This window comes from Streptomyces glaucus (assembly GCF_039533365.1).
GTDB lineage: Bacteria > Actinomycetota > Actinomycetes > Streptomycetales > Streptomycetaceae > Streptomyces > Streptomyces glaucus.
In genome coordinates, this window is the sequence record NZ_BAAATK010000048.1 from 1 (window position 1) to 21,913 (window position 21,913).

General features: G+C 75.4%; 21 protein-coding genes and 3 pseudogenes. 11 read left to right on the forward strand and 13 right to left on the reverse strand.

Annotated elements, in window-relative coordinates:
* A partial coding sequence (locus ABD363_RS26665; RefSeq protein ID WP_344607966.1) for a LysR family transcriptional regulator occupies positions 1 to 712 on the reverse strand: 712 nt, incomplete at its 3' end.
* A 190-nt stretch (positions 713 to 902) separates the two neighbouring features.
* Here ABD363_RS26665 and bla point away from each other — a divergent pair.
* The gene (gene bla / locus ABD363_RS26670) at positions 903 to 1,820 is read left to right on the forward strand and encodes a class A beta-lactamase (protein WP_344607968.1); all 918 of its coding nucleotides are present in this window, start codon (positions 903 to 905) and stop codon (positions 1,818 to 1,820) included.
* A gap of 218 nt (positions 1,821 to 2,038) precedes the next feature.
* Here the strand turns inward: bla and ABD363_RS26675 are convergent, their stop codons facing one another.
* From ABD363_RS26675 to ABD363_RS26685, 3 genes are all read right to left on the reverse strand, one after another.
* Positions 2,039 to 3,028, reverse strand: coding sequence for a polysaccharide deacetylase family protein (locus ABD363_RS26675; RefSeq protein WP_344607970.1), 990 nt, complete (start codon positions 3,026 to 3,028; stop codon positions 2,039 to 2,041).
* A 347-nt stretch (positions 3,029 to 3,375) separates the two neighbouring features.
* On the reverse strand, positions 3,376 to 4,038 hold the full coding sequence (locus tag ABD363_RS26680) for a response regulator (protein WP_344607972.1): 663 nt from the start codon (positions 4,036 to 4,038) through the stop codon (positions 3,376 to 3,378).
* Positions 4,039 to 4,052: 14 nt separating this feature from the next.
* Positions 4,053 to 5,264: a sensor histidine kinase gene (locus ABD363_RS26685; RefSeq protein WP_344607974.1), complete on the reverse strand. Its 1,212-nt coding sequence runs from the start codon at positions 5,262 to 5,264 to the stop codon at positions 4,053 to 4,055.
* 108 nt (positions 5,265 to 5,372) lie between these two features.
* Between ABD363_RS26685 and ABD363_RS26690 the strand changes: the two are divergent.
* The 3 genes and pseudogenes from ABD363_RS26690 to ABD363_RS26700 form a co-directional block, all read left to right on the forward strand.
* Positions 5,373 to 5,754 (forward strand): annotated as a pseudogene (locus ABD363_RS26690) (ATP-binding cassette domain-containing protein); the annotation flags it as partial.
* Positions 5,743 to 5,898, forward strand: a pseudogene (locus ABD363_RS26695) (ABC transporter permease); the annotation flags it as partial. The pseudogenes ABD363_RS26690 and ABD363_RS26695, both read left to right, overlap by 12 nt.
* A gap of 152 nt (positions 5,899 to 6,050) precedes the next feature.
* Positions 6,051 to 6,560: a GNAT family N-acetyltransferase gene (locus ABD363_RS26700; RefSeq protein WP_344608053.1), complete on the forward strand. Its 510-nt coding sequence runs from the start codon at positions 6,051 to 6,053 to the stop codon at positions 6,558 to 6,560.
* Between the two features lie 117 nt (positions 6,561 to 6,677).
* Here the strand turns inward: ABD363_RS26700 and ABD363_RS26705 are convergent, their stop codons facing one another.
* From ABD363_RS26705 to ABD363_RS26735, 7 genes are all read right to left on the reverse strand, one after another.
* A complete protein-coding gene (locus tag ABD363_RS26705; RefSeq protein WP_344607976.1) occupies positions 6,678 to 7,853 on the reverse strand; it encodes a PP2C family protein-serine/threonine phosphatase in 1,176 nt (391 codons plus the stop codon).
* A gap of 549 nt (positions 7,854 to 8,402) precedes the next feature.
* A complete protein-coding gene (locus ABD363_RS26710) occupies positions 8,403 to 8,669 on the reverse strand; it encodes a hypothetical protein (RefSeq protein WP_344607978.1) in 267 nt (88 codons plus the stop codon).
* 201 nt (positions 8,670 to 8,870) lie between these two features.
* Complete coding sequence (locus ABD363_RS26715; protein ID WP_344607980.1) at positions 8,871 to 9,353, reverse strand: MSMEG_6728 family protein; 483 nt, start codon at positions 9,351 to 9,353, stop codon at positions 8,871 to 8,873.
* 215 nt (positions 9,354 to 9,568) lie between these two features.
* Complete coding sequence (locus ABD363_RS26720) at positions 9,569 to 10,441, reverse strand: short-chain dehydrogenase/reductase (RefSeq protein WP_344607982.1); 873 nt, start codon at positions 10,439 to 10,441, stop codon at positions 9,569 to 9,571.
* Positions 10,442 to 10,546: 105 nt separating this feature from the next.
* Entirely contained in the window at positions 10,547 to 10,990 is a 444-nt protein-coding gene (locus ABD363_RS26725; RefSeq protein WP_344607984.1) for a hypothetical protein, read from the reverse strand.
* A gap of 173 nt (positions 10,991 to 11,163) precedes the next feature.
* Positions 11,164 to 12,795, reverse strand: a complete 1,632-nt coding sequence (locus ABD363_RS26730) for a phytoene desaturase family protein (protein WP_344607986.1) — start codon at positions 12,793 to 12,795, stop codon at positions 11,164 to 11,166.
* On the reverse strand, positions 12,788 to 13,276 hold the full coding sequence (locus ABD363_RS26735) for an SRPBCC family protein (RefSeq protein ID WP_344607988.1): 489 nt from the start codon (positions 13,274 to 13,276) through the stop codon (positions 12,788 to 12,790). The genes ABD363_RS26730 and ABD363_RS26735 overlap by 8 nt, the downstream gene beginning before the upstream one ends.
* A gap of 206 nt (positions 13,277 to 13,482) precedes the next feature.
* Between ABD363_RS26735 and ABD363_RS26740 the strand changes: the two genes are divergently transcribed.
* Positions 13,483 to 14,286, forward strand: coding sequence for an alpha/beta fold hydrolase (locus ABD363_RS26740; RefSeq protein WP_344607990.1), 804 nt, complete (start codon positions 13,483 to 13,485; stop codon positions 14,284 to 14,286).
* Positions 14,286 to 15,570, forward strand: a pseudogene (locus ABD363_RS26745) (PP2C family protein-serine/threonine phosphatase). Before ABD363_RS26740 ends, ABD363_RS26745 begins: the two are co-directional and overlap by 1 nt.
* Before the next feature lie 121 nt (positions 15,571 to 15,691).
* Here ABD363_RS26745 and ABD363_RS26750 read toward each other — a convergent pair.
* Positions 15,692 to 16,189 (reverse strand): hypothetical protein, encoded by a 498-nt coding sequence (locus ABD363_RS26750; protein WP_344608055.1) that lies wholly within the window; start codon positions 16,187 to 16,189, stop codon positions 15,692 to 15,694.
* A 548-nt stretch (positions 16,190 to 16,737) separates the two neighbouring features.
* On the opposite strand from ABD363_RS26750, the gene ABD363_RS26755 reads away from it, so the two are divergent.
* The 5 genes from ABD363_RS26755 to ABD363_RS26775 all read left to right on the forward strand — a co-directional run bounded on the left by ABD363_RS26755 (position 16,738) and on the right by ABD363_RS26775 (position 20,564).
* Positions 16,738 to 16,848, forward strand: coding sequence for a keywimysin-related RiPP (locus ABD363_RS26755; RefSeq protein WP_344607992.1), 111 nt, complete (start codon positions 16,738 to 16,740; stop codon positions 16,846 to 16,848).
* Positions 16,849 to 16,874: 26 nt separating this feature from the next.
* Complete coding sequence (locus ABD363_RS26760; protein ID WP_344607994.1) at positions 16,875 to 18,731, forward strand: lasso peptide isopeptide bond-forming cyclase; 1,857 nt, start codon at positions 16,875 to 16,877, stop codon at positions 18,729 to 18,731.
* A 36-nt stretch (positions 18,732 to 18,767) separates the two neighbouring features.
* Complete coding sequence (locus tag ABD363_RS26765; protein ID WP_344607996.1) at positions 18,768 to 19,022, forward strand: lasso peptide biosynthesis PqqD family chaperone; 255 nt, start codon at positions 18,768 to 18,770, stop codon at positions 19,020 to 19,022.
* Positions 19,019 to 19,453: a lasso peptide biosynthesis B2 protein gene (locus ABD363_RS26770; protein WP_344607998.1), complete on the forward strand. Its 435-nt coding sequence runs from the start codon at positions 19,019 to 19,021 to the stop codon at positions 19,451 to 19,453. The genes ABD363_RS26765 and ABD363_RS26770 overlap by 4 nt, the downstream gene beginning before the upstream one ends.
* A gap of 325 nt (positions 19,454 to 19,778) precedes the next feature.
* Complete coding sequence (locus tag ABD363_RS26775; RefSeq protein WP_344608000.1) at positions 19,779 to 20,564, forward strand: alpha/beta fold hydrolase; 786 nt, start codon at positions 19,779 to 19,781, stop codon at positions 20,562 to 20,564.
* A gap of 94 nt (positions 20,565 to 20,658) precedes the next feature.
* Here ABD363_RS26775 and ABD363_RS26780 read toward each other — a convergent pair whose 3' ends face one another.
* The gene (locus ABD363_RS26780; protein WP_344608001.1) at positions 20,659 to 21,735 is read right to left on the reverse strand and encodes an NADH:flavin oxidoreductase/NADH oxidase; all 1,077 of its coding nucleotides are present in this window, start codon (positions 21,733 to 21,735) and stop codon (positions 20,659 to 20,661) included.
* Between the last annotated feature and the right edge of the window lie 178 nt (positions 21,736 to 21,913).

The window sequence follows — 21,913 nt, forward strand, 5'->3', positions numbered from 1 at the left end:
CGGCCGGCCGGAACAGGCTCTCCGGCAGTCCCGCGCGCGCGGCGGCGCGCGCCAGCCGGTCCTGGGCGTGGGGCATCTGGTCCTCCACGGTGGTGAGGACCGGCAGCGGGACCGGCCGTTCGCGCGCCGCTCCGCGGCCACGGCGGGGCCGCAGGTCCTCCAGGTGGACCGCGCGAGGACGGCCGCCGGCCGGGGCGGGGGACGCTTCCTCCGGCGCGCCGGCGGGCGGCGCGGACGCCAGGCCGAGCGGCACGCGCAGCGCGGCGTTCTCCGGGGGGACCCGCAGCAGCGCGTACGCCAGGGAGCCGTCGGCCAGGCCCGCCTCCCGCTGGTCCGGCGGCAGTTCGCGCACGCCGAGCGTGGTGCCGCGCTCGGCGCCGGCGCGGATGATCCGGGCCAGCGCGGCGGGTCCGCAGTCCGCGGGCACCGCGACGGTCCGGACCGCCGACCGGCGGGCCGACTCGGCGACGTGCCGCAGCCGCTGCGCCCGGTCCAGCACGTCCTGGGCGTACGGCAGGAGGAGCACGCCGAACTCGGTGGTCGTGACCTGGCGCCGCGAGCGGTCGAACAGCAGGGCCCCGTAGTGCTCCTCCAGGGTCTTGATGCGCCGGCTCAGCAGCGGCTGGGCGATGCCGAGCCGGTCGGCCGCGCGGGAGAAGCTCGCCTCGTCGACGGCGGCGACGTACGCCTCGAGGTGCGCGAGGAGATCCATCCTGCAGTCATATCAATACGTTATGGCGCGTTCAAAGTTCACTCTTGGACATGGGTGGGGTCCGGCTGTTTCGCTGTCCTCGTCGAAGGCCCCCGGCCGGTGCCGGGAGCGGCACCGGTATCGGCATCGGCGTCGATACGGCATCGACATTTCCCCATCGGACGACGGATCACCTGGGAGACCTGTGCGCATGACCAGTGCCACCCCACTGCCACGACGCGGCCTGTTCAAGGCCGGCCTCGCCCTCTCCGCCGCCACGCTCGCCCCCGCCGTCGCGGCCCCGGGCGCCTCGGCCGACGCCGGTGCCGCGGCGCGCGGCGCGGAAGCCGGGCTGCGCGAGCTGGAGCGCCGCTACGACGCCCGCCTCGGCGTGTACGCCCGCAACGTCCGCACCGGTTCGGTCGTGGCCCACCGGGCGCAGGAGCGGTTCGCGATGTGCTCGACGTTCAAGGCGTTCGCCGCGGCGGCTGTCCTGCGGGACCACGGCCACTGCGCGCCGCTGGACAAGGTGATCCACTACCCGGACCGGGACATCCTGCCCAACTCGACGGTCACCGAGCGGCACGTCGCCACCGGTATGACGGTGGGCGATCTGTGCGCGGCCGCGATCCAGCACAGCGACAACACGGCGGGGAACCTGCTGCTGCGCCAGATCGGCGGGCCGAGCGGTCTCACCCGGTTCTTCCGGTCGATCGGCGACCAGGTGAGCCGGCTCGACCGCTGGGAGACCGACCTGAACGCCGCCGTCCCCGGCGACCTGCGCGACACCACCACGCCGCACGCCGTCGCGGGGGGCCTCGAGCAGCTGACGCTGGGCCGGGCGCTGGACGACACCGCCCGCGGGCACCTCGTGACCTGGCTCGAGGGCAACACCACCAGCAGCAGGCGGTTCCGTGCCGGGCTGCCGCAGGACTGGACCGTCGCGGACAAGACGGGCACCGGTGAGTACGCGACCGCCAACGACATCGGCGTCGCCTGGACGACCGAGCGGACGCCGATCGTGCTGGCCGTGCTGTCGTCCCGGGCCGACCGGGACGCGGCCGTGGACGACGCGCTGATCGCCGACGCCGCCCGCATCGTCGCGCGGACCCTCGCTCCGGGCGAGTGAGGTCCCGCCGTGTCGCCGCCCGCCGGCCCTCGGCGTGGCGGCGTCCGGCGGCCGAGGGGGGCGAGCGGGACCCGTCCCGTGTCCGGGGAACGGTCCGGCCCCTCCCGCCTCCCGCCGCCGACGGCGGGAGGCGCCGGGGACGGGCCGTCCCGGGCCGGCGGCCTCTTCGGGGAGGGTGGGGGGCCGCCGGCCCGGGAGCGTGTCCGCACCGCGCGGGGTCAGGTCGCGGTGCAGGAGACCGTCGGCCACGTCCAGGTGCCGTTGGCCTGGATGGTGACGCCCCAGGTGTTGCCGCTGCCGTTGGGCCGGGCGACGAGCACCTGGCTGCTGGGGTAGGTGGCGCTGACGTTCCAGGTGGCGATGGCCTTCGCCGGGGACGGGACGGTCATGGTGACCGTCCAGTTCCCGGACCCGGCGACCGAGACGTCGAGGTTGTACCGGTCGCTCCACCGCTGGCCCGCGGACAGGGTCGCGGTGCAGCCGCCCTCGCCACCGCCGCCTCCGCCGGTGCCGCCGCCGTCGGGGGCCACGGCACGGCCGGTCTGCGGGGAGATCATGCCCGCGCACAGTCCCTTGGCCGCGAGGGTCTGCGCGATGCGCGGGATGGCGGCGAGCGTGTTGGCGGGCCACTCGTGCATGAGGATGATCTGGCCGTTGCCGAGCCGGTTGACGGCCTGGACGATCGCGTCGGTGCTGGCTCCGTTCCAGTCCTGCGAGTCGACGTCCCAGAGGACCTCGGTCAGGCCGTACTTGGCCTCGACCTGCCTCAGCGTCGCGTTGGTCTCGCCGTAGGGAGGGCGGAACAGTTTCGGCGTGCCGCCGCCCGCGCCGGCGATGGCCTGCTGGGTCCGGGAGATCTCCGAGTCGATCTGCGCCTGGCTCTGCTGGACGAGGTGCGGATGGGTGTAGCTGTGGTTGCCGACCCACATGCCGGCGGCGACCTGGGCCCGCACCTGCGCCGGGTGGGCGGCGGCGTACTGGCCCTGGTTGAACATCGTGGCCCGCAGCCCGTTCTGCCTGAGCGCGTTGAGCAGGGCGGGCGTGCGGTCGCTGGACGGGCCGTCGTCGAAGGTGAGCCCGACGTACCCGTTGCAGGGGGCGGCGTAGGACGGGGTCGCGGTGACGGTGAGGGCGCTCGCCACGGTCAGCGCGGCGACGGCCAGGGCGGTGATCAGGGAACGCAGGGACGGAAGTGGTCTGGTGCGCATACGGGACAAGTCCTCCTCGCGCCGGCTGGGGTGACGGAGAGGTCCGTCGACCAACCGCAGTGTTGGCGTGCCCTCATCAACTGTCAATGATTTCGGCAGGGATTTCGAAACCTTCTGTTTCGAACGGGCCGCGTTTTCCCTGATCACTTGAGGGCTCATAGGAACAGACCTCGGAATTGACGACCCGTCATCCGATGAACGGATCGCGGAGAATCCGAAACTTTCGATCCGTCTTCCGGTAAGCGCGCCGCCCGGCCGTCCCGGCCGGCTCCCCCGCGCCGCCGGTCCGCCGGCGCCGCGGCCGACCACGCCCCCGGGCGGTGACGGCCGGCCGTCACCGCCCGGCGTCAGCCCGGGGAGACGAAGCCGGACTCGTACGCCGCGATGACCGCCTGCGTACGGTCCCGCGCGCCGAGCTTGGCGAGCACGGAACTGACGTGGGTCTTGACGGTCTCGATCCCCACCACCAGGCGTGCGGCGATCTCCGCGTTCGACAGGCCGCGCGCCATGAGCCGCAGCACCTCCGCCTCCCGCTCGGTCAGCGCGGCGCGCCTCATGGCCGCCCGGGCGGCGGTGTCGCCGCGGTCCGCGCCGAACGAGGCGGCCAGTCGCCGCACCGCCGCCGGGAAGAGCAGCGAGTCCCCCGCGGCCACCAGCCGTACGGCGTGCACGATCTCCGCCGGCCGGGCCCGCTTGAGCAGGAAGCCGTCGGCCCCCGCGCGCAGCGCCCCGTACACGTACTCGTCGTTCTCGAAGGTCGTCACCACGACGATCTTCGGCGGGTCCGGCACCGTGCGCAGCACGGCCCGCGTGGCCTCGATGCCGTCCATCAGCGGCATCCGTACGTCCATGGCCACGACGTCCGGGCGCAGCCGCCGTACCAGGGGGACCACCGCGGCCCCGTCGGCGGCCTCGCCCGCCACCTCGATGTCCGGCTGGGCCTCCAGCACGGCGCGCAGGCCCGCCCGTACCAGCGGCTCGTCGTCGACCAGGAGAACGGTGAGCGGCATCCCGCCAGTCTGGATCACCGCAGCGGCAGGTCGACGCGCAGCAGCCACTGGCCGCCGTCCCGGCCCGCCCGGGCCTCGCCTCCCAGCAGCGCGGCACGCTCCCGGATCCCGCGCAGCCCGCCGCCGCCCGCGCCGGTCACCGGTGCCGTCGGGGCCAGCGGATTGCGCACCTCCAGCCGCAGCCGCGCCTCCTCCACGGCGATGCGCACGCCGACCGGAACCGGGCCCGCGTGCCGCAGCACGTTGGTGAGGGCCTCCTGGAGCATCCGGTAGCCCTCGCGGGAGACCGGTCCCGGTACGAGCTCCAGCGGCCCGGTCACCTCGGCGTCGACCCGCGCGCCCGAGGACCGCGCGGACTCCAGCAGCCGGTCCGCCTCGTCGAGGGCCGGCCGGGCGGCGGCCGGCCGCGCCGGTTCGCGCAGCACCACCAGGACCCGTTCCAGGTCCTCCAGCGCGGCCCGTCCCGCCTCCTCGATGGTCTCCAGCGCCCGGCCGGTGAACTCGGGGTCGGCGGCCGCCCGGGCGGCCCCCGCCTGCACCACGGCCAGGGTCAGGGCGTGGCCGAGGGAGTCGTGCAGCTCCCGGGCGATCCGGTTGCGTTCCAGCAGCCGCTCGGTGCGCTCCTCCAGCTCGGCCAGCCGCTCCTTGGCCGACGGTCCGAGCAGCCGGCGGGCGGCCCGGGCCATGAGCGCGCCCGCCCCGGCGGCCACCCCGAGCAGCACCAGCACGGGCACCGGCGCCGGCAGGGCGTACGCCCACCCGGTACCGGAGACGTCCAGGAGCAGGTCGCCGACACCGGGATCGCCGGCGGCGGCCCCGGCGAGCGACAGCGAGAGCGCCATCAGCTGCCCCGTCAGCAGCGCGACGGCGAGTCCCGCCTCCAGGCGCAGCACCAGCCAGGCACCGGTCCTGGCCCGATCGCTCCACGAGGCGGACGGAGCGACGGAGACGCCCGGGTCCTCCTCGCTCCGCACGCGTGCGTGCGGCCCGGAGAACAGCATCAGCCGCGCCTGCAGCCCCTCCGCCCGGCGCACCGAGGGCGCCATGGCCGCGCCCAGGCCCAAGGGGACCGGGACGGCCGCGATCAGCAGCCAGTCGGCCGGCGACGGGCTGCTCAGCCCCGGATAGATCATGGCGCAGACGAACGGCACGATCGCCCCCACCAGCAGGTGGAGCCAACGGGTGTACGTGACCGCACGAGTGAACGGCAGCAGGAGGCCCGGCATGGCGTCATCGTGGCAGAGCGGCCGGGGCCGGCGCCTCCCCCGCGCGGGGGAGGCGCTCCGCTCCGGCGGGGGAGGCCGGCCCGCCGCGCACCCGGCCACGCTGAGGCCATGACCAGCATCGACCTGAAGGACCTCACGAAGGAGTACGGCGGCACCCGGGCCGTCGACCGCCTGACGTGCACCGTCGAACCGGGCCGGGTCACCGGGTTCCTCGGCCCCGACGGCGCCGGCAAGTCCACCACCATGCGCCTCGTCCTCGGCCTGGACCGTCCCGCCTCCGGCGCCGCCACGGTCGGCGGCCGCCCCTACGCGACACTGCGCGAGCCCCTGCGCACGGTCGGCGCCCTGCTGGACGCGCAGGCGGCCCACGGTTCCCGCACCGCGCGCGACCATCTGCGCTTCCTCGCCGTCAGCAACCGCCTCCCCGCCCGCCGGGTGGCCGAGGTCCTCGAGGAGACCGGTCTCGCCTCCGTGGCGCGCCGCCGCCTGGCTTCCGGACCGCGCCGGACAGCAGGTCCTGTACCAGGATCCGGCGGGACCCCTCGGCCCCTGGGCGGGCCTGGCGGTGGCGGCGCTGTGGGCGGCGGCCGCGCTCCTGGCCGGCCTGCGCGCGGTGCACCGGCGCGACGCCTGACGCTCCGGCCCCGCACGCCCGCGGACGTGCCGCGGCGCCGCCCCGGAGGCGGACGGGGCCGGCCCGGCCGGGGCTCCGTGCCGCCGGCGCGTCCGGCCGGCGGCGCGGAATCGGATGGACACCGCTCGGCACGGTGGCTCATGATCCCTCACATGATCCGAGCCGCCACCGTGGACGACGTCGCCGAGATCGGCGCGATGATCCGCGAACTCGCCGAGTACGAACGGGCCGTCGAACAGGCCCTGGCCACCGAGGAGCAGCTGCGCGAGGCGTTGTTCGGTGAGCATCCCGCGGCCTTCGCGCTGATCGCCGAGGACGACAGCACGGGCGACACCGTGGGCTACGCCCTGTGGTTCCCGCGTTTCTCGACCTGGACCGGCACCCGCGGCATGCACCTGGAGGATCTGTACGTACGGCCGCACGCCCGGGGAGGGGGCCACGGCAGGGACCTGCTCGCCTCCCTGGCCGCGCTCTGCGTGGAGAAGGGCTACGAGCGCTTCGAGTGGTGGGTGCTGGCCTGGAACGAGCCGGCGATCGGCTTCTACAAGTCGCTCGGCGCGGAACTCCTGGACGAGTGGACGGTGTGCCGGCTGTCCGGCGCCCCCCTCGGGGAACTCGCCGCCCGGGCCCCGGGGACGGCCGGTCCGGGCCCTGCCGCGTAGGGCCGGCGCGTCACACGGCGTCGCCCACGGCAGCGGGCGGGCCCGTCGGGTCCGGGACGGGCCGCCGCCCGGACGGCCGGCGCGCGGAAGGGTCGCGCCGCCTGCGGACACCCGCGGTCAGCGGCCCGGCTCCCCGGCCCGGCCGCGTTCCAGCACCAGGAGCGCGGCGTCGTCGTCGAGGTCGCCGTCCGCGTGTTTCAGCAGGTCGGCGCGCAGGCCCGTGACCAGGGCGGCGAGGGGCTGGGTGGCGCGGATCCGGGCGCGGGCGGCCAGATCGTGGAAGCGGCCGTCGCGGTCCCGGGTCTCGATGAAGCCGTCCGTGTAGAGCACGAGGCGGTCGCCCGGGGCGAAGGGGACGGTCTGCTCGACCTGCGGGGTGCCGATCAGGTCGCCGAGGCCCAGCGGCGCGCCGGGCGGCTCGGCGACGTGGCCGTGGACACGCCCCGCGCGGATGGTCAGCGGCTCGGGATGGCCGCAGTGGACGAACCGCGCCACCGGCTCGTCCCGCGGGACCTCCACCAGCAGGGCGGTCGCGAAGCGCTCGGTGAACAGGGCGCGGGGCTCCGCCGCCCCCGCCCCCTCCTCCATGGTGGCGATCTGCCGCCCGGCGCTCTCGTCGAGCCCGCGGGCCAGTCCCGCCAGCGACGCCTCCCGGTACGCCAGTTCGCGGAACGCGCCGAGCAGCGCGGCCGACGCCCCCACGGCGGGCAGTCCCTTGCCGCGTACGTCGCCGATCAGCACCCGGATGCCGTGGGGCGTGGGCAGGGCCTCGTAGAAGTCGCCGCCGATCCTGGCCTCCGCCTCGGCGGGCAGGTACACCCCGCACAGCTCCAGCGACTCCAGCCGGCGGGGCAGGGGATGCAGCAGCGCGCGCTGGGCGGCCTCCGCCACCGAGCGCACCTGGCGCAGCTCCCGCTCCCGGCTCCGGCGCAGCGCGCAGGCGCCGAGGCCGACGAGGGCCACCAGGGACACGCTCATCAGGGTCATGTCGGAGGCGGGCCGCCCCCACAGCCCGTCGGACCACTGCAGCAGACCGGTGGCGGCGAGGGCCGTGCAGGCCAGGACGGCCGTGGCCCACACGGGCAGGGTCATGGCCGCCAGCACGGGGACGGCGGCCATGACCGGTGCGGCGTGCAGCCGGCCGGGGATGAGCAGGTCGGCGAGGACGACGGCGAGCAGCAGCAGGACGGGGGCGAGCCCGCGCAGCGCTCGAAGCCCTGTCAGGCGGATCGCGGCACGCGCGGGTGCGGATGCGGCCCGGGGATGCTGGGTGTCGAGAGGGGCGTCGTGCATGGTGCTGGTGGGTGCTCCTCGGGGCCGCAGGGGCGGGCACGGCGGTGGTGAGGCGGGGCGGCGTCCGGGTGGTGCGGGCGAGCCGCGCGGGGCCCGGGGCCGGAGCCCGGGGCGTCGGCGGGCCCCCGGAGGCCCCGGCGGGTGGCGCCCGGGGCGGGGTGCGGCCGTCCGCTCCGGCAGCCGTGCCCGGGTCCGGCGGTCCGGCGCGCGCCCCCGTCCGTCTTCCGCACGGCGGTACGCCCTCCGGCCGCCCGTGGCCCGTGGCCGGCGGTCCGCGCGGCAGGACAGGGGCGGGGTGCGCGGCTCGCTCTCGCTCGGCGCGCGCATGCCGCACATCCTCCCGGTCGTCCTGGCCCGCGCGGCGATCGCCGAGTCACCGGGCAACGACGACCAGTTTAGTCAGACAAATAGGACATAAGGCAAGTAAATTCTTTTTCGCCGGGCCGCGCCCCGACGTCGCCGGGTCCCGAGGGACCCGCTCTCCGGCGGCGCCCACCAGCACGGACCCGGCCCGCCGGGCAAGGTGCCGGGGCGGCGCCGCCCCGGCCGTCAGGGCACGTCGCCCCGCCAGTCGAACCGGCTCCCCCGCGCGGCCCGGGGCGTGTAGACGGCGCGGCCGCCCGGACCGTAGCGGCCTATCTCGGTGCGCAGCGCGACACCGTCGCGCAGCTCGTGCTCGGAGCGGTCGGTGATGTCCAGCAGCAGGCCGTCCAGGGGGCCGCCGACCAGTTGCGCGTACACCCGCCCGGGCCGGGGCCCGGGGTCGTCGTGGTCGGCGCCGTAGACGCGGCCGCGCATGAACTCCAGCTCATCCATACCGGGCAGCTTCGCAGCCGCCACTGACAACCGTGCCCGCCGCGGGAGGCGGCGCCCGTCCGGGGACGGAGGGGCGCCGGCGTACGCGGCCGGACCGCGGGCGTACCGGTCCGCTCGGGCGCCCCGCGGCACCCGCCCGCGCGGGCCGGGGGCCGGAACACCTCGCACCGGGCGCGTGACGGGCCGGCCGGCGGCGGCCGGTCACCCCTCGGGAAGCGCGTCGGCCGTCCGGTCCGACGCCGGCCAGACGTACGGCAGGTCGTCCGGCACGCCGGGGAACAGCGGCGCGTACGTGGCCGGGTCCTTGCGCACCAGCGCCGACCGGTGGCTGTGGTGGAAGGCGTCGTCACCGAGCCAGGGGGGCAGTTCCCCGGCGTCCGCCAGCTGCGGCTGCGCCCGGATCGGCCCGGGACGGAACGCGGCGAGACCGGCGACCAGCGAGGCCGCGCAGCTGTCCTGGTGGCCGTGCTCCCGCCACACCTTGCAGATCTCCAGGCCGTACCGGACGAGGGCCTCCTCGTACCCGGCCCACATCCGCACGGCCGGATGCCGGCGCCACCCGTAACCCGGCACGGTCAGACCGCGGAGGACCTGCAACGACTCGACCCGCTGCTTGCCGAGCCGGCGGCGGTCCAGGACCAGCGCCGAGGCCCTGAAGTCGGGATAGGGCAGGAAAGTCTGCATGCCGTCGTCCCTCCGGGGAGCAGAAGGGGTCCGGGGCGGCCCGCGGGCGACCGTCGACGGGCGCCCGTGTCACGAAACGCGTCACCTGCTCGCCCGGTACGGCGTGCGGCGGCGGGCGACCGCCCGACGCCGACGCGTCCCGGAACCGGTTCCCGGCGAGTACCACGCCCGGGGCGGACGTCACCTCGCCCGGCCGCGGCGGCCTCCCCGCCGCGTCACCCGCCCGCCGCGCGGTCGGCCTGCCCGCCGGCGCCCAGGAGGCCCGTGGGGCGGAGCAGTCCCCGGGCCTCCAGCTCCGGCAGCTCGTGGCGGGACACCCGCAGCACGACGGGAGGCAGCGCCGCCCGCGTCAGCTGCGCCAGGCGCAGCCACGCGGGTACGTAGACGGTGCCGCGGCGGCGCGCCACCGCGCGCACCACCCGGGCGGCGACGACGTCGGCCGGATACACCCGGCGGGCCGGTCCCGGCAGGTGCGCCCGCAGTTGGCGCATCACCGGGTGGTGGTCGGCGTCCCGGATCATGTCGGTGTCGGTCCAGCTCGGGTAGGCGATGCCCACGGCCACCCGCTGGTGGGCCATTTCGGCCCGCAGCGCCTGGGCGAACGCCTCCACCCCGGCCTTGGAGGCGCAGTAGGCGCTCAGCATGGGCACCGCGCCCACCGACGCCAGGGAGGCCATCTGCAGGAAGTAGCCCCTCGTCGCTCTCAGGTCCGGCAGGAAGGCGCGGGCCGTCAGCGCGCTTCCGACGAGGTTGACGTCGATGACGCGGCGCCAGGACACCGGGTCCACCGCGGCGAACGGGCCGCCCTCCGCGATGCCCGCGTTGGCGACGACGACCGACGGCGGCCCGAGGCGCTGCCGCACCGTCCGGGCCGCGTCGTCCAGGGCCGCGTCGTCCGTGACGTCGGTCTCCAGGGCCAGTGCCGCGGTCGGCAGCCCGGCGGCCACCGCTTCCAGCACCGGTCCCTCATGTCCCAGCAGTGCCAGCCGCGCCCCGTGCCGGGCGAACTCGCGGGCCAGCGCGGCTCCCAGGCCTCGGGCGGCTCCCGTCACCACGACGGTGCGGCCGGTGAGCGGATCGTCTGCCACGGGCTTCCCTCTCTCGCGGGTGCGGCCTCGGCCGGGTTCCCGGCCGCTGTCGCGGACGCGGCCTCGGCGGGGTCCCGGCCGCCTCCCCGCCGGCCGGCCGGGGATTCACGCGCCGGGACGCGCGGTGTGGTCGGGGTGGCCGGCGGTGCGGCGGGCCTCCTTCATCTCCGCCTCGTACAGGTGGGTCCTGCCCCCGGCCAGGTCGTCCACGGCGGCACGTTCCAGGTCCTTGAAGGGCTGGTAGTAGGAGTCGTCGTAGGCCTCGACGATCTGGAAGGTCCAGTGGCCGGGGATGACGTTGCGTCCCAGGACCTCCGTCTCCACCCGGTCGGCCCACTCGTGGTGGCCCGCCTCCCGCAGCAGTTTCACCGCCCGGTCCAGTTCGAGGTCCGCGGTGCCGGTCAGCTGGTGGAAGCCGTACAGGTGGCCCCTGGCCCGCTCGGTCGTCTCCAGGGCCTTCGACAGCGACCCGAGGGCCTCCACCGTCCGGTCGCTGACGCCCGCCGGGCGCCGGTGGGCCCGGTCCGGGCCGTCGTCGTGGGCGTTCACGATCCTGTGTCTCCTTTCCTTCCCGGGGCTTTCCCCGGGGTGTTCTCCTCGGCCTTCTCCCCGGGCCTTTCGCCCCGGGCCCTTCTTCCCGGGCCGCCGGGCCCGGGAGCCTCGCTCCTGCCCTCCCACCCTGCTGCGCGTCGCCCGGACGCGCCTGCGGGGACGCCGCCCGGTCAGTGCGGCGCTCGTGCCCTCTCCCCCGTGCGGTCACGGCGTGCCAGAAGGCGCTGGGCGGCGCTCAGGCCGGGAGGCCGGTGGCGGCGCAGGGCGGCGCGCGCGGCGTTGGCGCCGGGCGCCCCGTGCACCCCACCGCCCGGGTGGGCCCCCGCCGAGGCGAGGAAGAGGCCGGGCACCGGCGTCTCGGGGCGTCCGGTGCCCGGGAGCGGGCGGAAGACGAGCTGCTGGTGCATCGCCGTCGTGCCGCCGTTGATGGCGCCGCCGTACAGGTTGCTGTTCAGCGCCTGCAGGGTGGGCGGGGCCAGGATCCTGCGGGCGCGGATCAGGGACCGGAAGCCCGGCGCGAAGCGCTCGACCTGGCGCTCGACGCGGTCGGCCATCAGCTCCTGCTCCCGGGCGTCCCAGGTTCCGGTCAGGCCCTCGTCGGCGGCGTCGGCCCGGATGTCGTGGGGGACGTGGGTGTAGGCCCACGCGGACTCGGTGCCGGCCGGGGAGCGGGAGGCGTCCGCGGTGGTCATCTGGCCGAACAGGCAGAAGGGCCGGTCGGGCACCTGGCCCATGGCGATCTGGGCGGCGAACCGGCTGAGCTCGTCGACGCCGTCGGCCAGGTGGACGGTGCCCGCCTTCGCCGCCGCCTCGGCCCGCCAGGGGACGGGGCCGTCGAGCGCCCAGTCCACCTTGAAGGTGGCGAAGTCCCACTGGAAGCGCTTCAGGTCGGTCAGGAGCTGGGCCGGAAGATGTTCCGGGTCGATCAGCTCGCCGTACAGGGCGGGGACGGACACGTCCGCCAGCACGGCCCGTCGCGCGGTGACCGTCTCCCCGTCGGAGGTGCGCACGCCCCGGGCCCGTCCGCCGCGGACGACGATCCGGCTCACGCGCTGCCCGCAGCGCAGGGTTCCGCCCCGGCTCCGCAGCCGCTGGACCAGGGCCGCGGTGAGGGCGCCGGAACCGCCGGCCGGCGCGGGGAAGCCGTAGGTCTGCCCGAGCATCGACATCAGCCAGCCGAACCCCCCGCTGCCCGCGGCCTCCGGCGCGAGGTCGGCGTGGAGCGCGTTGCCGGCCAGCAGGAGCTTGCCGCCCTCGCCGCGGAACTCCTCGTCCCCCATGCGGCGCACCGGCAGGACGAGGGTCCGGGCCAGCCGCAGGCCGCCCGCGCCCCGGAGGCGGACGGCCAGCCGGCCCGCGGCCCGCAGGGGCGGGAAGGGGGTGAACAACGCCTGCACGATGTCGGTGCGGAGCCGGTCCCACACCTCGTGCAGAGCGCGCCAGGCGGCTCCGTCGCCCGGGTGGAAGGCGTCCAGGGACGCCGCGGTGGCGGCGATGTCCCGGTCGAGGACCGCGCACCTGCCGTCGGTCAGCGGGTGGGCGAGGACGTGGGGGGCGTGGCTCCAGTGCAGCCCGTGGTCCTCCAGGCGCAGTCCGGCCACGACCGGGGACGCGGCGGCCAGGGGGTAGAAGGAGCTGAAGACGTCGCTGACGAAGTCGGGGTCGACGCCCCGGTCGTGCCGGACGGCGCCACCGGGTTCGGGCTGTTCCTCCAGCACCTCCACGCTCCAGCCCGCGTCCGCCAGCAGGTTCGCGGCCACCAGGCCGTTCGGCCCGGCGCCGATCACCACCGCGTCAGGCACGGTCACCTCCGCCGGGTCCCGCCGCCGCAGTGGTCGGCCGGCCGTTCGGCTCCGCGCGTTCGCACGTCTCGGCCAGGCGTCTGAGCATGGCGCGGTGCCGCAGCTGGAGCAGCACGTCGACGGCGGCGTTGTGGAGCGTGCCCCCCGCCCCCTGCAGCGGATGCTCGTCCACGATGACCAGCGTGTGCTCGCCCCACGGGCGCAGCTCCATGGCGACCCGCGCCGTGCCGAGGGCGCCCGCTTGCGCCTCCAGTTCCAGAACGGATCCCTCCTCGCAGCGCCGGACGACCGTCTCGTTGGTGAGGTGAACGGGGCCGATGGCCACCTCGTAGGCGATCGAGGCGCCCACCTGCGGCCACTGTCCGCGCAGCGGGCGCGACGCCGAGGTGCCCACCACCCACTCCGCGTACCGGCTGCCGTCCGCGAGAACGGCCCACACCGTCTGCGGCGGGACCTTGATCAGACGATGACGAACGGCCACATGTGCCTCCCACGATCCTTCCGCGCACTCACTGTCACACCTGAGTGCCCCGTCGTCCGCCGTCCAACCGGGACGGCCGCACGACGCCGGACGCCGGTCGGGGCGGGAGGGGCCGCAGCGGCAGCGGGGCGGGGAAACCGATGCGGTACGGTGCGCGGTGACCAGCGTGAAGACAAGTCCGGTCGCCGACGTGCAAGGATGGTCAAGTGACAATTCTCCGCAGGAACAACGTCCGTGTCGTCGGACCGGCGACGGGCCGGGCGGTGGTCCTGGCACACGGCTTCGGCTGCGACCAGAACATGTGGCGCCTCGTGACGCCCGCGCTCGCGGACCGCTTCCGCGTCGTGCTGTTCGACTACGTCGGCTCCGGCCGCTCGGACCTGTCGGCCTGGCGGGAGGAGCGCTACGCCACCCTGGACGGCTACGCCCAGGACGCGGTGGACGTGTGCGAGGAGCTGGACCTGCGGGACGCCGTGTTCGTCGGCCACTCCGTCAGCGCCATGGTCGGCGTCCTGGCCGCCGCCGCGGCGCCGGACCGGATCGGCTCCCTGGTCATGGTGTGCCCCTCGCCCTGCTACATCGACGAGGACGACTACCGCGGCGGTTTCAGCGCGGCCGACATCGAGGAACTGCTGGAGTCGCTGGAGGCCAACTACCTCGGCTGGTCGGCGACCATGGCCCCGGTCATCATGGGCAACCCGGACCGGCCGGAACTGGGCGCGGAGCTGACCAACAGCTTCTGCGCCACCGACCCGGACATCGCACGCGTCTTCGCCCGCACCACGTTCCTGTCCGACACCCGCCGGGAACTGGCGGCCGTGACCGTGCCCACCCTGGTCCTCGAGTGCGAGCAGGACGTCATCGCCCCCCGGGAGGTCGGGGCCTACGTCCACGCGACCGTCCCCGACAGCCGCCTGGTCACCCTCGCCGCCACCGGCCACTGCCCCCAGCTGAGCGCTCCGGAGGCCACCGCCGAGGCCGTCCTCGCGTTCCTGGAGGACATCGCGTGATGTGCCGCGCGGGGCCCGGTCCCGAGTCGAACGGCGGGGGGCAGCCGCACCTCGACGCGGAGTTCACCGCGCTGCTGGAGGACAGCGCCGAGGAGCTGTACGAGTCCGCCCCGTGCGGTTACCTGTCCACCCTGATGGACGGCACCATAGCCAAGATCAACCAGACGCTGCTGGACTGGCTCGGCCTCTCCCGGGAGACCGTGGTGGGCCGCATGCGCTTCAGCGACCTGCTGACGGTGGGGGGCAAGCTCTACCACGAGACCCACTACGCGCCGCTGCTGCGTCATGCAGGGCCGGGCGGGCGGGATCGCCTTCGACATGAAGAGCGCGGACGGCTCCCGGCTGCCCGTGCTGATCACGTCGACCGTGAAGACGGGCGAGACCGGCCGGCCCCTGCTGATCCGCACCACCGTCTTCGACGCCACCGACCGGCGTTCCTACGAGACCGAGCTGCTGCGCGCCCGCCACGCGGCCGACGAGGCCCGCCGCCAGGCGGAGGCCGACCGTGAACAGCTGCGCGAGGCGCTGACCGTACTGCAGCGGAGCCTGATCCCGTCCAGCCTGCCGGCCGTCCCCGGCATGGCAGCCGCCGGCTACTACCACATGGCTTCCCCGGTACAGCTCGGCGGCGACTTCTACGACCTGTTCCCCCTGGGCGACGGGCGCTTCGCCTTCTTCCTCGGCGACGTCTGCGGGAAGGGCCCGCAGGCCGCGGCCGTGACCTCGCTCGTGCGCTACACCCTGCGCACGGCGGCTCTGCACACCCCCGATCCGGTGGCCGTCCTGACCATGCTCAACACCGCGCTGCTGGACCGGTACGCCGCCGGGGACCCGCGGTACTGCACCGCCGTCTTCGGCGTCCTGGAACCCGAGGGCGAGACCGTCGGCGTCCACCTGGGCTCCGGGGGGCACCCGCCGGCCCTGCTGCTGCGGGCGGACGGCCGGGCCGACTATCTGCCGACGCCCGGCGGACTGCTGGTCGGAGCCCTGCCCGAGGCGTCCTTCGCCACCACCCGCACCACCCTCCACCCCGGGGACACCCTGCTGCTCTACACCGACGGCCTCACCGAGGCGCGCACGGGTGAGGGGAACGACCTGTACGGCTACGACGCGCTGCGCGCCTTCGCCGCCGGCCTCGCCCCCGCTCCCCCGCGCACGGTGATCGAGGCCTTCACCGGTCTGCTGACCAGCTTCGGTGAGGGGCTGAACGACGACACGGCCCTGCTCGCCCTGGGGCGCCCGCTCCCCTCCCACGCCGCCGGTCCCGCTCACCCCGCCCCGTGACCGGCCGTCCCCGCCGGCCCTTCGGACGGCGGCGTCCCGGCGCGGCCGGCCAGGAAGACCTCCGGCCACCGGGCGGGTCCGCGGCGGCCGGGCGGTGGGCGCGGCGGGCGGCCGGCACGGCTCAGCAGCCGCCGCAGTTGTAGTACAGGACGTCCCAGTGGTTGCCCTCCTCGGCGTAGACGTTGCCGGAGCCGGACCGCCACTGCGGGGCTCCGTCGCCGCGCAGCCCGATGTAGGTGAAGGTGTTCTTGATGTAGTTCCCGATGCAGGTGTACTTGCTGTAGTCGAGCTTGTAGCCGTTCCAGTGCGAGTACGTGCCGGAGGCGTGGCCGGTCTCGGTCCCGCCGGTGACGTTCAGCGCGCACCCGCTGGCCCGCCGCAGGGTCTGCGCGCCCTGGGCGGTGGCGAGGTTGAGCTGCTCGAAGGACGTGCAGGTGGGGTCATTGCGGTCGGAGCAGTTGCCGGAGGACGACCAGGTGATCCCGGCCTCGCGGAACATCGAGGTCGCGGTGGCGTGACTGATCTTGGTGACGGCGAACGCCTCGCCGGCGCCGCCGACCACGACGATCCCGGGGGCGACGACAAGAGCGAGCGCGGTCAGGACCGACCGGATCCTCATGCCCGTCAGGGCGGTGAAGGCCTTCATGCTGAACCCTTCCTGCGGTGAGTCGTGCGTCCTGGGGCGATCATGCGGGTGGTGCAGGGAGATGGTGCCCGAGGTCTACGCGCGTCGGCCAGAGGGCGGCGGGAAACGCCCCCGGCGGACCGGTCGGGACCGATGCGAGCCGCACCACGGCGGGACCGGTCCGAAACCCGCCCGGGGCGGCCCTCCACGGCGTGCCCGCGGTTGCGTGCCCCGAGCGGAATGCGCCTGGCGGCTCTCCTCACCCGGCGGTCCGGGCCGTCCTCCCCCTCCCGGCCGTCCCGGTCGCCGGACCACGCAGGTCGAAAGGTTTCCGCCCCCCGTTCGCCTCCCCACGCCACCCCCTTGCCGGCGCCGCGGGAGCGGGCGACGAGCGGACGCGGCACCCCTCGCAGGCCCTGTCCGTAGGTTCATACGACTTGCGGTGCTCCTCTTGCCCACCCCGCCCGGCGCACAGCTAGCTGGTGACACGGCCGCCGACCGCGAGGAAGGACGGCGGCGCCGCCTGACCCAGAGGAGAAGCCATGAAGAAGGCGTACGAGGCCCCGACGCTCGTCCGGCTGGGGTCGTTCCGCGAGAAGACCGGGCTGCTGCAGTTCCGCGGCAACGACCGTCTGATCCTCAGCAAGAACTGACGGCGGCCGGCGGACGGCCCGACCCCATGCCGACCATGCACGAGAGTGCGGTAACGGGCCCCGGCGACGCGCACTTCGCGGTCTTCCCGGACCGCGGGGAGGCCGCCGCCGTGGCCCGCTTCCTCAACCGCCCCGGAACACGCGTCCTCACCCATGCCTCGGGCCGTCCGTGGCTGGTCGGCCACTGGGCCGACACGGAGATCACCACCGCCCGGGCCGGACGGGCCGCCCTCGCCGTCGTCGGGTCGTGCCCCGTCGGCCGGGAGGAACTGGAGCGCCGCGCCGCCCGGTTGCGCGACCTCGCCGAACTCGACGCCCTCGGCCGGTCGCTGCCGGGCAGCTTCCACCTGGTGGCCGCCCTCGACGGGCAGCTCAGGATCCAGGGCACCGCCTCCGGGCTCCGGCTGGTCTTCCACGCGCCGGTGGACGGCGTCCAGGTGGCCGCGACCAGCGCCGACCTGCTCGCCGCGACCCTGGGCAGCGAACCGGACACCGCGCAACTGGCGGTCCGGCTGCTGTGGCCGGTGCCGCATCCGCTGTACGAGACCCCCGTCTGGCGGGGAGTCGAGGCCGTCTCCCCCGAGGACGCCCTGGTGATCTCCGCGGACGGACGCCGCGCGCGGCGGTCACGCTGGTGGTGGCCCCCGGAGCCGGTCCGCTCGCTCGCCCGGGGCGCGCCCCTGGTCCGGGAGGCGCTGGCCACCGCCGTGGACCTGCGCACCCGGCAGGGCGGCGTGGTCAGCTGCGACCTGTCCGGCGGCCTGGACTCCACGTCCGTCTGCTTCCTGGCCGCCCGCTCACCCGCCTCCGTGGTGGCGGCGACCTGGCCCGGACGGGATCCCGCCGACGCCGACCTGTCCTGGGCCCGGCAGGCGGCGGACCACCTCCCGGACGTCGCCCACGTCGTGTGGGACGCGGACGCGTCGGCGCTGGTCTACTCGGACCTGCTGCGCGTCGACGACCTGCTCGACGAACCGACCATCGGGGTGATGGACCGCTCCCGCGTCCTGCAGCAGCTGCCGTGGCTGGCCGGACGCGGCAGCCGCCTGCACCTCACCGGAATCGGCGGCGACCACGTCGCCTGGTGCTCGGAGGCGTACTATCACCGGCTGCTGCGCACCCGGCCGCTGTTCGCGCTGCGTCAGCTGCGCGGCTTCCGCGCCCTGTGGAACTGGCCGCTCGGCGCGACGGTCCGCGCGCTGGCCGACGTCCGGCCGTACCCGGTGTGGCTGGCGCACTCCGCGCGCGGCCTGCGCACCCCTCTGCCGGAGTCCTCGGTGGCCGGCGCCCTCGGCTGGGGGCCGGCGCCCCGCCTGTTCCCGTGGACGACCCGGGAGACGGAGCGGCTGGCCCGCCGCGCGCTCCTGGAGGCGGCCGCGCGGGCCCGGCCGCTGCACCCGGACCGGGGCCTGCACACCGACCTGGAGGCGATCCGCACCTGCACCCGCGTCATCCGCCAGTGGGAGCGGGCGGCGGCCCGCACGGGGCTCCCGATGGCCTCGCCGTTCCTGGACGACCGGGTGATCGAGGCGTGCCTGGCGGTCCGCCCCGACCAGCGCGTCACGCCGTGGCGGTACAAGCCGCTGCTCACCGAGGCGATGCGCGGTGTCGTCCCGGACGTGTGCCTGCGGCGCGCCAACAAGGCGGAGGCCGCGATGGACGCGTCGGACGGGCTGCGGCGCCACCGGGGCGACCTGCTGGCCCTGTGGACCGGCTCCCGGCTGGAACGCCTCGGCCTGGTCGACGGCGAGGCGCTGCGCCGGCTCGCGCAGCGGCCGTCCGCGCCGGGTCTGCGCGACGCGATCCTCTACTCGACCATCGCCTGCGAGGTGTGGCTGCGTGTCCGGGACCGCGCGCCGCACCCGAAGTCCGCCGTCGGCTGACGGCCGACGGCGTCACGGCAGAAAGGCATCGACCGTATGACTCTCCGATTCGGCACCGACGTCTCCACCGCTCAGACCGAGTACGGAACGGTGCTCCTCGACCAGCGCAGCGGCGACTACTGGGAGCTCAACCCCACGGGCGCGCTGGTGGTGCGGACGCTGATGGACGGCGGTGACGAGGCGGCCGCCGTCGCGGCGCTCGTCGCGCGGTTCGACGTCGACCGCGACCAGGCGGCGCGGGACGTGGACGCCCTGGTCCGCGACCTGCGGGCGGCGGGGCTGGTGTCATGACGACACCCAGCGCGCTGGACCGGCCCACCGGCCTCCCCCTCGCCCGGCGGCTGGCCGCCCGCCTCGTCCTGGTGCCGGCCCTGGCCCTGTCGTTCCTGCCCCCGCGGCACCTCCGCGCCGTGCTGGAACGGGTGCGCCGCGGGGCCCGGCCCGCCTCGCCCGCCCAGGCCGCGGCGGCGCGCGAGGCCCTGTGCGCGGTGAGCCTGCGCTGCGCCGGCCCCCAGGGCTGCCTGCCGCGGTCGCTGGGCGCCGCGCTGCTGTGCCGGCTGCACGGCACCTGGCCCACGTGGTGCACGGGGGTGCGCAGGCTGCCGCCGTTCTCGGCCCACGCGTGGATCGAGGCCGGGGGCCGTCCCGTCGGGGAGGGCGTCCCGGACGACTACTTCGCCCGGCTGCTGGTGGTGGCCCCGGTGCGGCGGGCGGGGACATGAGCGGGACCGTCGTCGTGAGGGGCGCCGCCGCCCCCGCCTCCCGGTCCCCGGTCCGTTGCGGGCATCGCGGCGGCGCCGAGCGGCACCTTCCGGGCCTGGGGCGAGGGCGGGAGCGGGACGTCACCGTCGCGCCGTCCTTCCACCGTCCGGAGCCCGGCGGCGGGCCGACGGGCGGGGCGGATGCGACGGCGGTGGGATCCACCGTGCGGAACCGGCGCGGGCCGACGTCCGGGACGGTGGCGGTGGCAGCCGGTTGACGAACCCGCCCCCGTCGACGGTCACTTGGGGGAGACACGTCGCCGGAACACGAGACGGAGGGCCACCGATGACCGCTCTTCACGTGACGGTGTGGGACGAGACCGGAGGCACGGGCGTGCCCGCGGTCTTCGTGCACAACATCTTCACCTGGGGCAGCGACGAGACGTACGGCTTCGCCGCCCAGCGGCCGCTGGCCGACCGTTACCGCCTGCTGCTGGTGGACCGCCGGGGCTATGGCCGCAGTCCCGACACCGACCGCAGCGACTTCGACACCGACGCCGACGACCTGGTGGAACTGCTGGAGCGGCAGGACGGCGGCGCGCATCTGACCGGTCACGGCAACGGCGGCCTGGTGGCCATGCTCGCCGCGGGGCGCCGCCCCGGCCTCGTGCGCTCCCTCACCCTGATCCAGCCTGCCGCGTTCTCCGCGGCCGCCGGTCACCCGGTGGTCGAGACCATGCTGCGCCGGGTGCGGGACAGCGCCGGTGTGCCGGAGTCGGTCACGCCGGAGCAGTATCTGCGCGCCTCCACCGAGGGTCTCGGGATGGCCATGCCCGCCCCCACCGCGGACCGTCTCCGCGCCGTGGCCACCTCCCTGCGCGAACGCCCGGTGTGGGAGGCGCAGGTGCCCCTGCGGCCGTTGCGGGACGCCCGGTGGCCGACGCTGGTGATCTGCGGAACCTGGCAGGACGCCCCGGAGCTGTACCGCACGTACGTGGGCGAGCCGCTGATCGCCTGTGCCGAGGCCGTGGCCGACGCGGTCGGCGCCCGGCTGCTCCGCGTGCCCGGCTACTACCCGCACACCCAGCAACCCGCCGCCGTCAACGCCGCCCTGCGGGAGCTGTGGGGGTAGCCGCCCGGCGTCCGCGCGGGGCGCGGACACCGGGACGGGCACGCCGGCCGTGCCGGACGTACGGCCGGTGGTACCGGGCGTGCCGGGTGTCCGCTCAGGGACGCCAGCCGTACTGCGGGGGGATGCGCACGTCGCCGCCCAGTTCGCGGGCGGCCCGCCGGGCCCAGGTGGGCTCGCGCAGCAGCTGACGGCCGATCAGCACCGCGTCGGCGTCACCGGCGGCGAGGATCTTCTCCGCCTGCTCGGGCTCGGTGATCTCGCCGACCGCCGCCACCGGCATGTCCGTTTCGCGCCTGACGCGGCCGGCGAAGGGCACCTGGTAGTTCGGGCCGACCGGGATGGTCACTCCGGCCGCGTTGCCGCCGGTGGAGACGTCCATCAGGTCCACGCCGTGCTCGGTCAGGACGCGGGCGAGGGCGACGGTGTCGTCGGGGGTCCAGCCGTTCTCCTCCAGCCAGTCGGTGGCCGAGACGCGGAAGAACAGCGGGAGGTCGTCGGGCCAGACTTCGCGTACGGCGTCGACGACCTCGACGGCGAACCGGATGCGGTTGTCGAAGCTGCCGCCGTAGGCGTCGGTGCGCCGGTTGCTGTGCGGGGAGAGGAAGTTGCTGATCAGGTAGCCGTGCGCGCCGTGGATCTCGATCACCTGGAATCCGGCGGCGAGGGCGAGCCGGGCCGAGGCGCGCCACTGGTCGACGAGCCCGCGGATCTCCTCGACGGTCAGCTCGTGCGGAACCTTCAGGCCCGGGTACGGTTCGGCGCTCGGGCCGACCGGCTGCCAGCCGTGCTCGTCCGGCCCGACCGGACGGTCGCCCTCCCAGGGCTGGCTGGTGGAGGCCTTGCGGCCGGCGTGCGCCAGCTGGATGCCCGCGACGGTGCCCTGGCTCTTGAGGAAGTCGGTGATCCGGCGCAGGCCCCCGGCCTGCGTCTCGTTCCACAGTCCGAGGTCGTGGGGGGAGATCCGGCCCTCGGGCGAGATGCCGGTGGCCTCCAGGATGATCAGTCCGGTGCCGCCCGCCGCGCGCGCCGCGTAGTGCTGGAAGTGCCAGTCCGTGGCCACCCCTTCCGCCAGGCCGTCGGGGGCGGCGGAGTACATGCACATCGGGGGCATCCACACCCGGTTGGGAATCGTCACGGAACGCAAGGTGTACGGCTCGAACAGGGAACTCACAGAAAACTCCTGACGATCGGAGGGGGTGGCGCCGCGTGACGCCGGGAGAGGACTCCGCTTAATACGATAAACACCGTATTACGCCATATGTCAAACTACGACGCTTCTCGTACAAAGGTGTGCGCGGGCACGGCGGGACGGCCTCCGGCTCCGTCGAGCCGGAGGCACTGCGACGTTC

Bases quoted from the DNA above. Each gene is read 5' to 3' on its own strand.
- bla (WP_344607968.1), top strand. From the start codon at position 903: ATGACCAGTGCCACCCCACTGCCACGACGCGGCCTGTTCAAGGCCGGC.
- ABD363_RS26675 (WP_344607970.1), bottom strand. From the start codon at position 3,028: ATGCGCACCAGACCACTTCCGTCCCTGCGTTCCCTGATCACCGCCCTG.
- ABD363_RS26680 (WP_344607972.1), bottom strand. From the start codon at position 4,038: ATGCCGCTCACCGTTCTCCTGGTCGACGACGAGCCGCTGGTACGGGCG.
- ABD363_RS26685 (WP_344607974.1), bottom strand. From the start codon at position 5,264: ATGCCGGGCCTCCTGCTGCCGTTCACTCGTGCGGTCACGTACACCCGT.
- ABD363_RS26700 (WP_344608053.1), top strand. From the start codon at position 6,051: ATGATCCGAGCCGCCACCGTGGACGACGTCGCCGAGATCGGCGCGATG.
- ABD363_RS26705 (WP_344607976.1), bottom strand. From the start codon at position 7,853: ATGCACGACGCCCCTCTCGACACCCAGCATCCCCGGGCCGCATCCGCA.
- ABD363_RS26710 (WP_344607978.1), bottom strand. From the start codon at position 8,669: ATGGATGAGCTGGAGTTCATGCGCGGCCGCGTCTACGGCGCCGACCAC.
- ABD363_RS26715 (WP_344607980.1), bottom strand. From the start codon at position 9,353: ATGCAGACTTTCCTGCCCTATCCCGACTTCAGGGCCTCGGCGCTGGTC.
- ABD363_RS26750 (WP_344608055.1), bottom strand. From the start codon at position 16,189: ATGAGGATCCGGTCGGTCCTGACCGCGCTCGCTCTTGTCGTCGCCCCC.
- ABD363_RS26755 (WP_344607992.1), top strand. From the start codon at position 16,738: ATGAAGAAGGCGTACGAGGCCCCGACGCTCGTCCGGCTGGGGTCGTTC.
- ABD363_RS26760 (WP_344607994.1), top strand. From the start codon at position 16,875: ATGCCGACCATGCACGAGAGTGCGGTAACGGGCCCCGGCGACGCGCAC.
- ABD363_RS26765 (WP_344607996.1), top strand. From the start codon at position 18,768: ATGACTCTCCGATTCGGCACCGACGTCTCCACCGCTCAGACCGAGTAC.
- ABD363_RS26770 (WP_344607998.1), top strand. From the start codon at position 19,019: ATGACGACACCCAGCGCGCTGGACCGGCCCACCGGCCTCCCCCTCGCC.
- ABD363_RS26775 (WP_344608000.1), top strand. From the start codon at position 19,779: ATGACCGCTCTTCACGTGACGGTGTGGGACGAGACCGGAGGCACGGGC.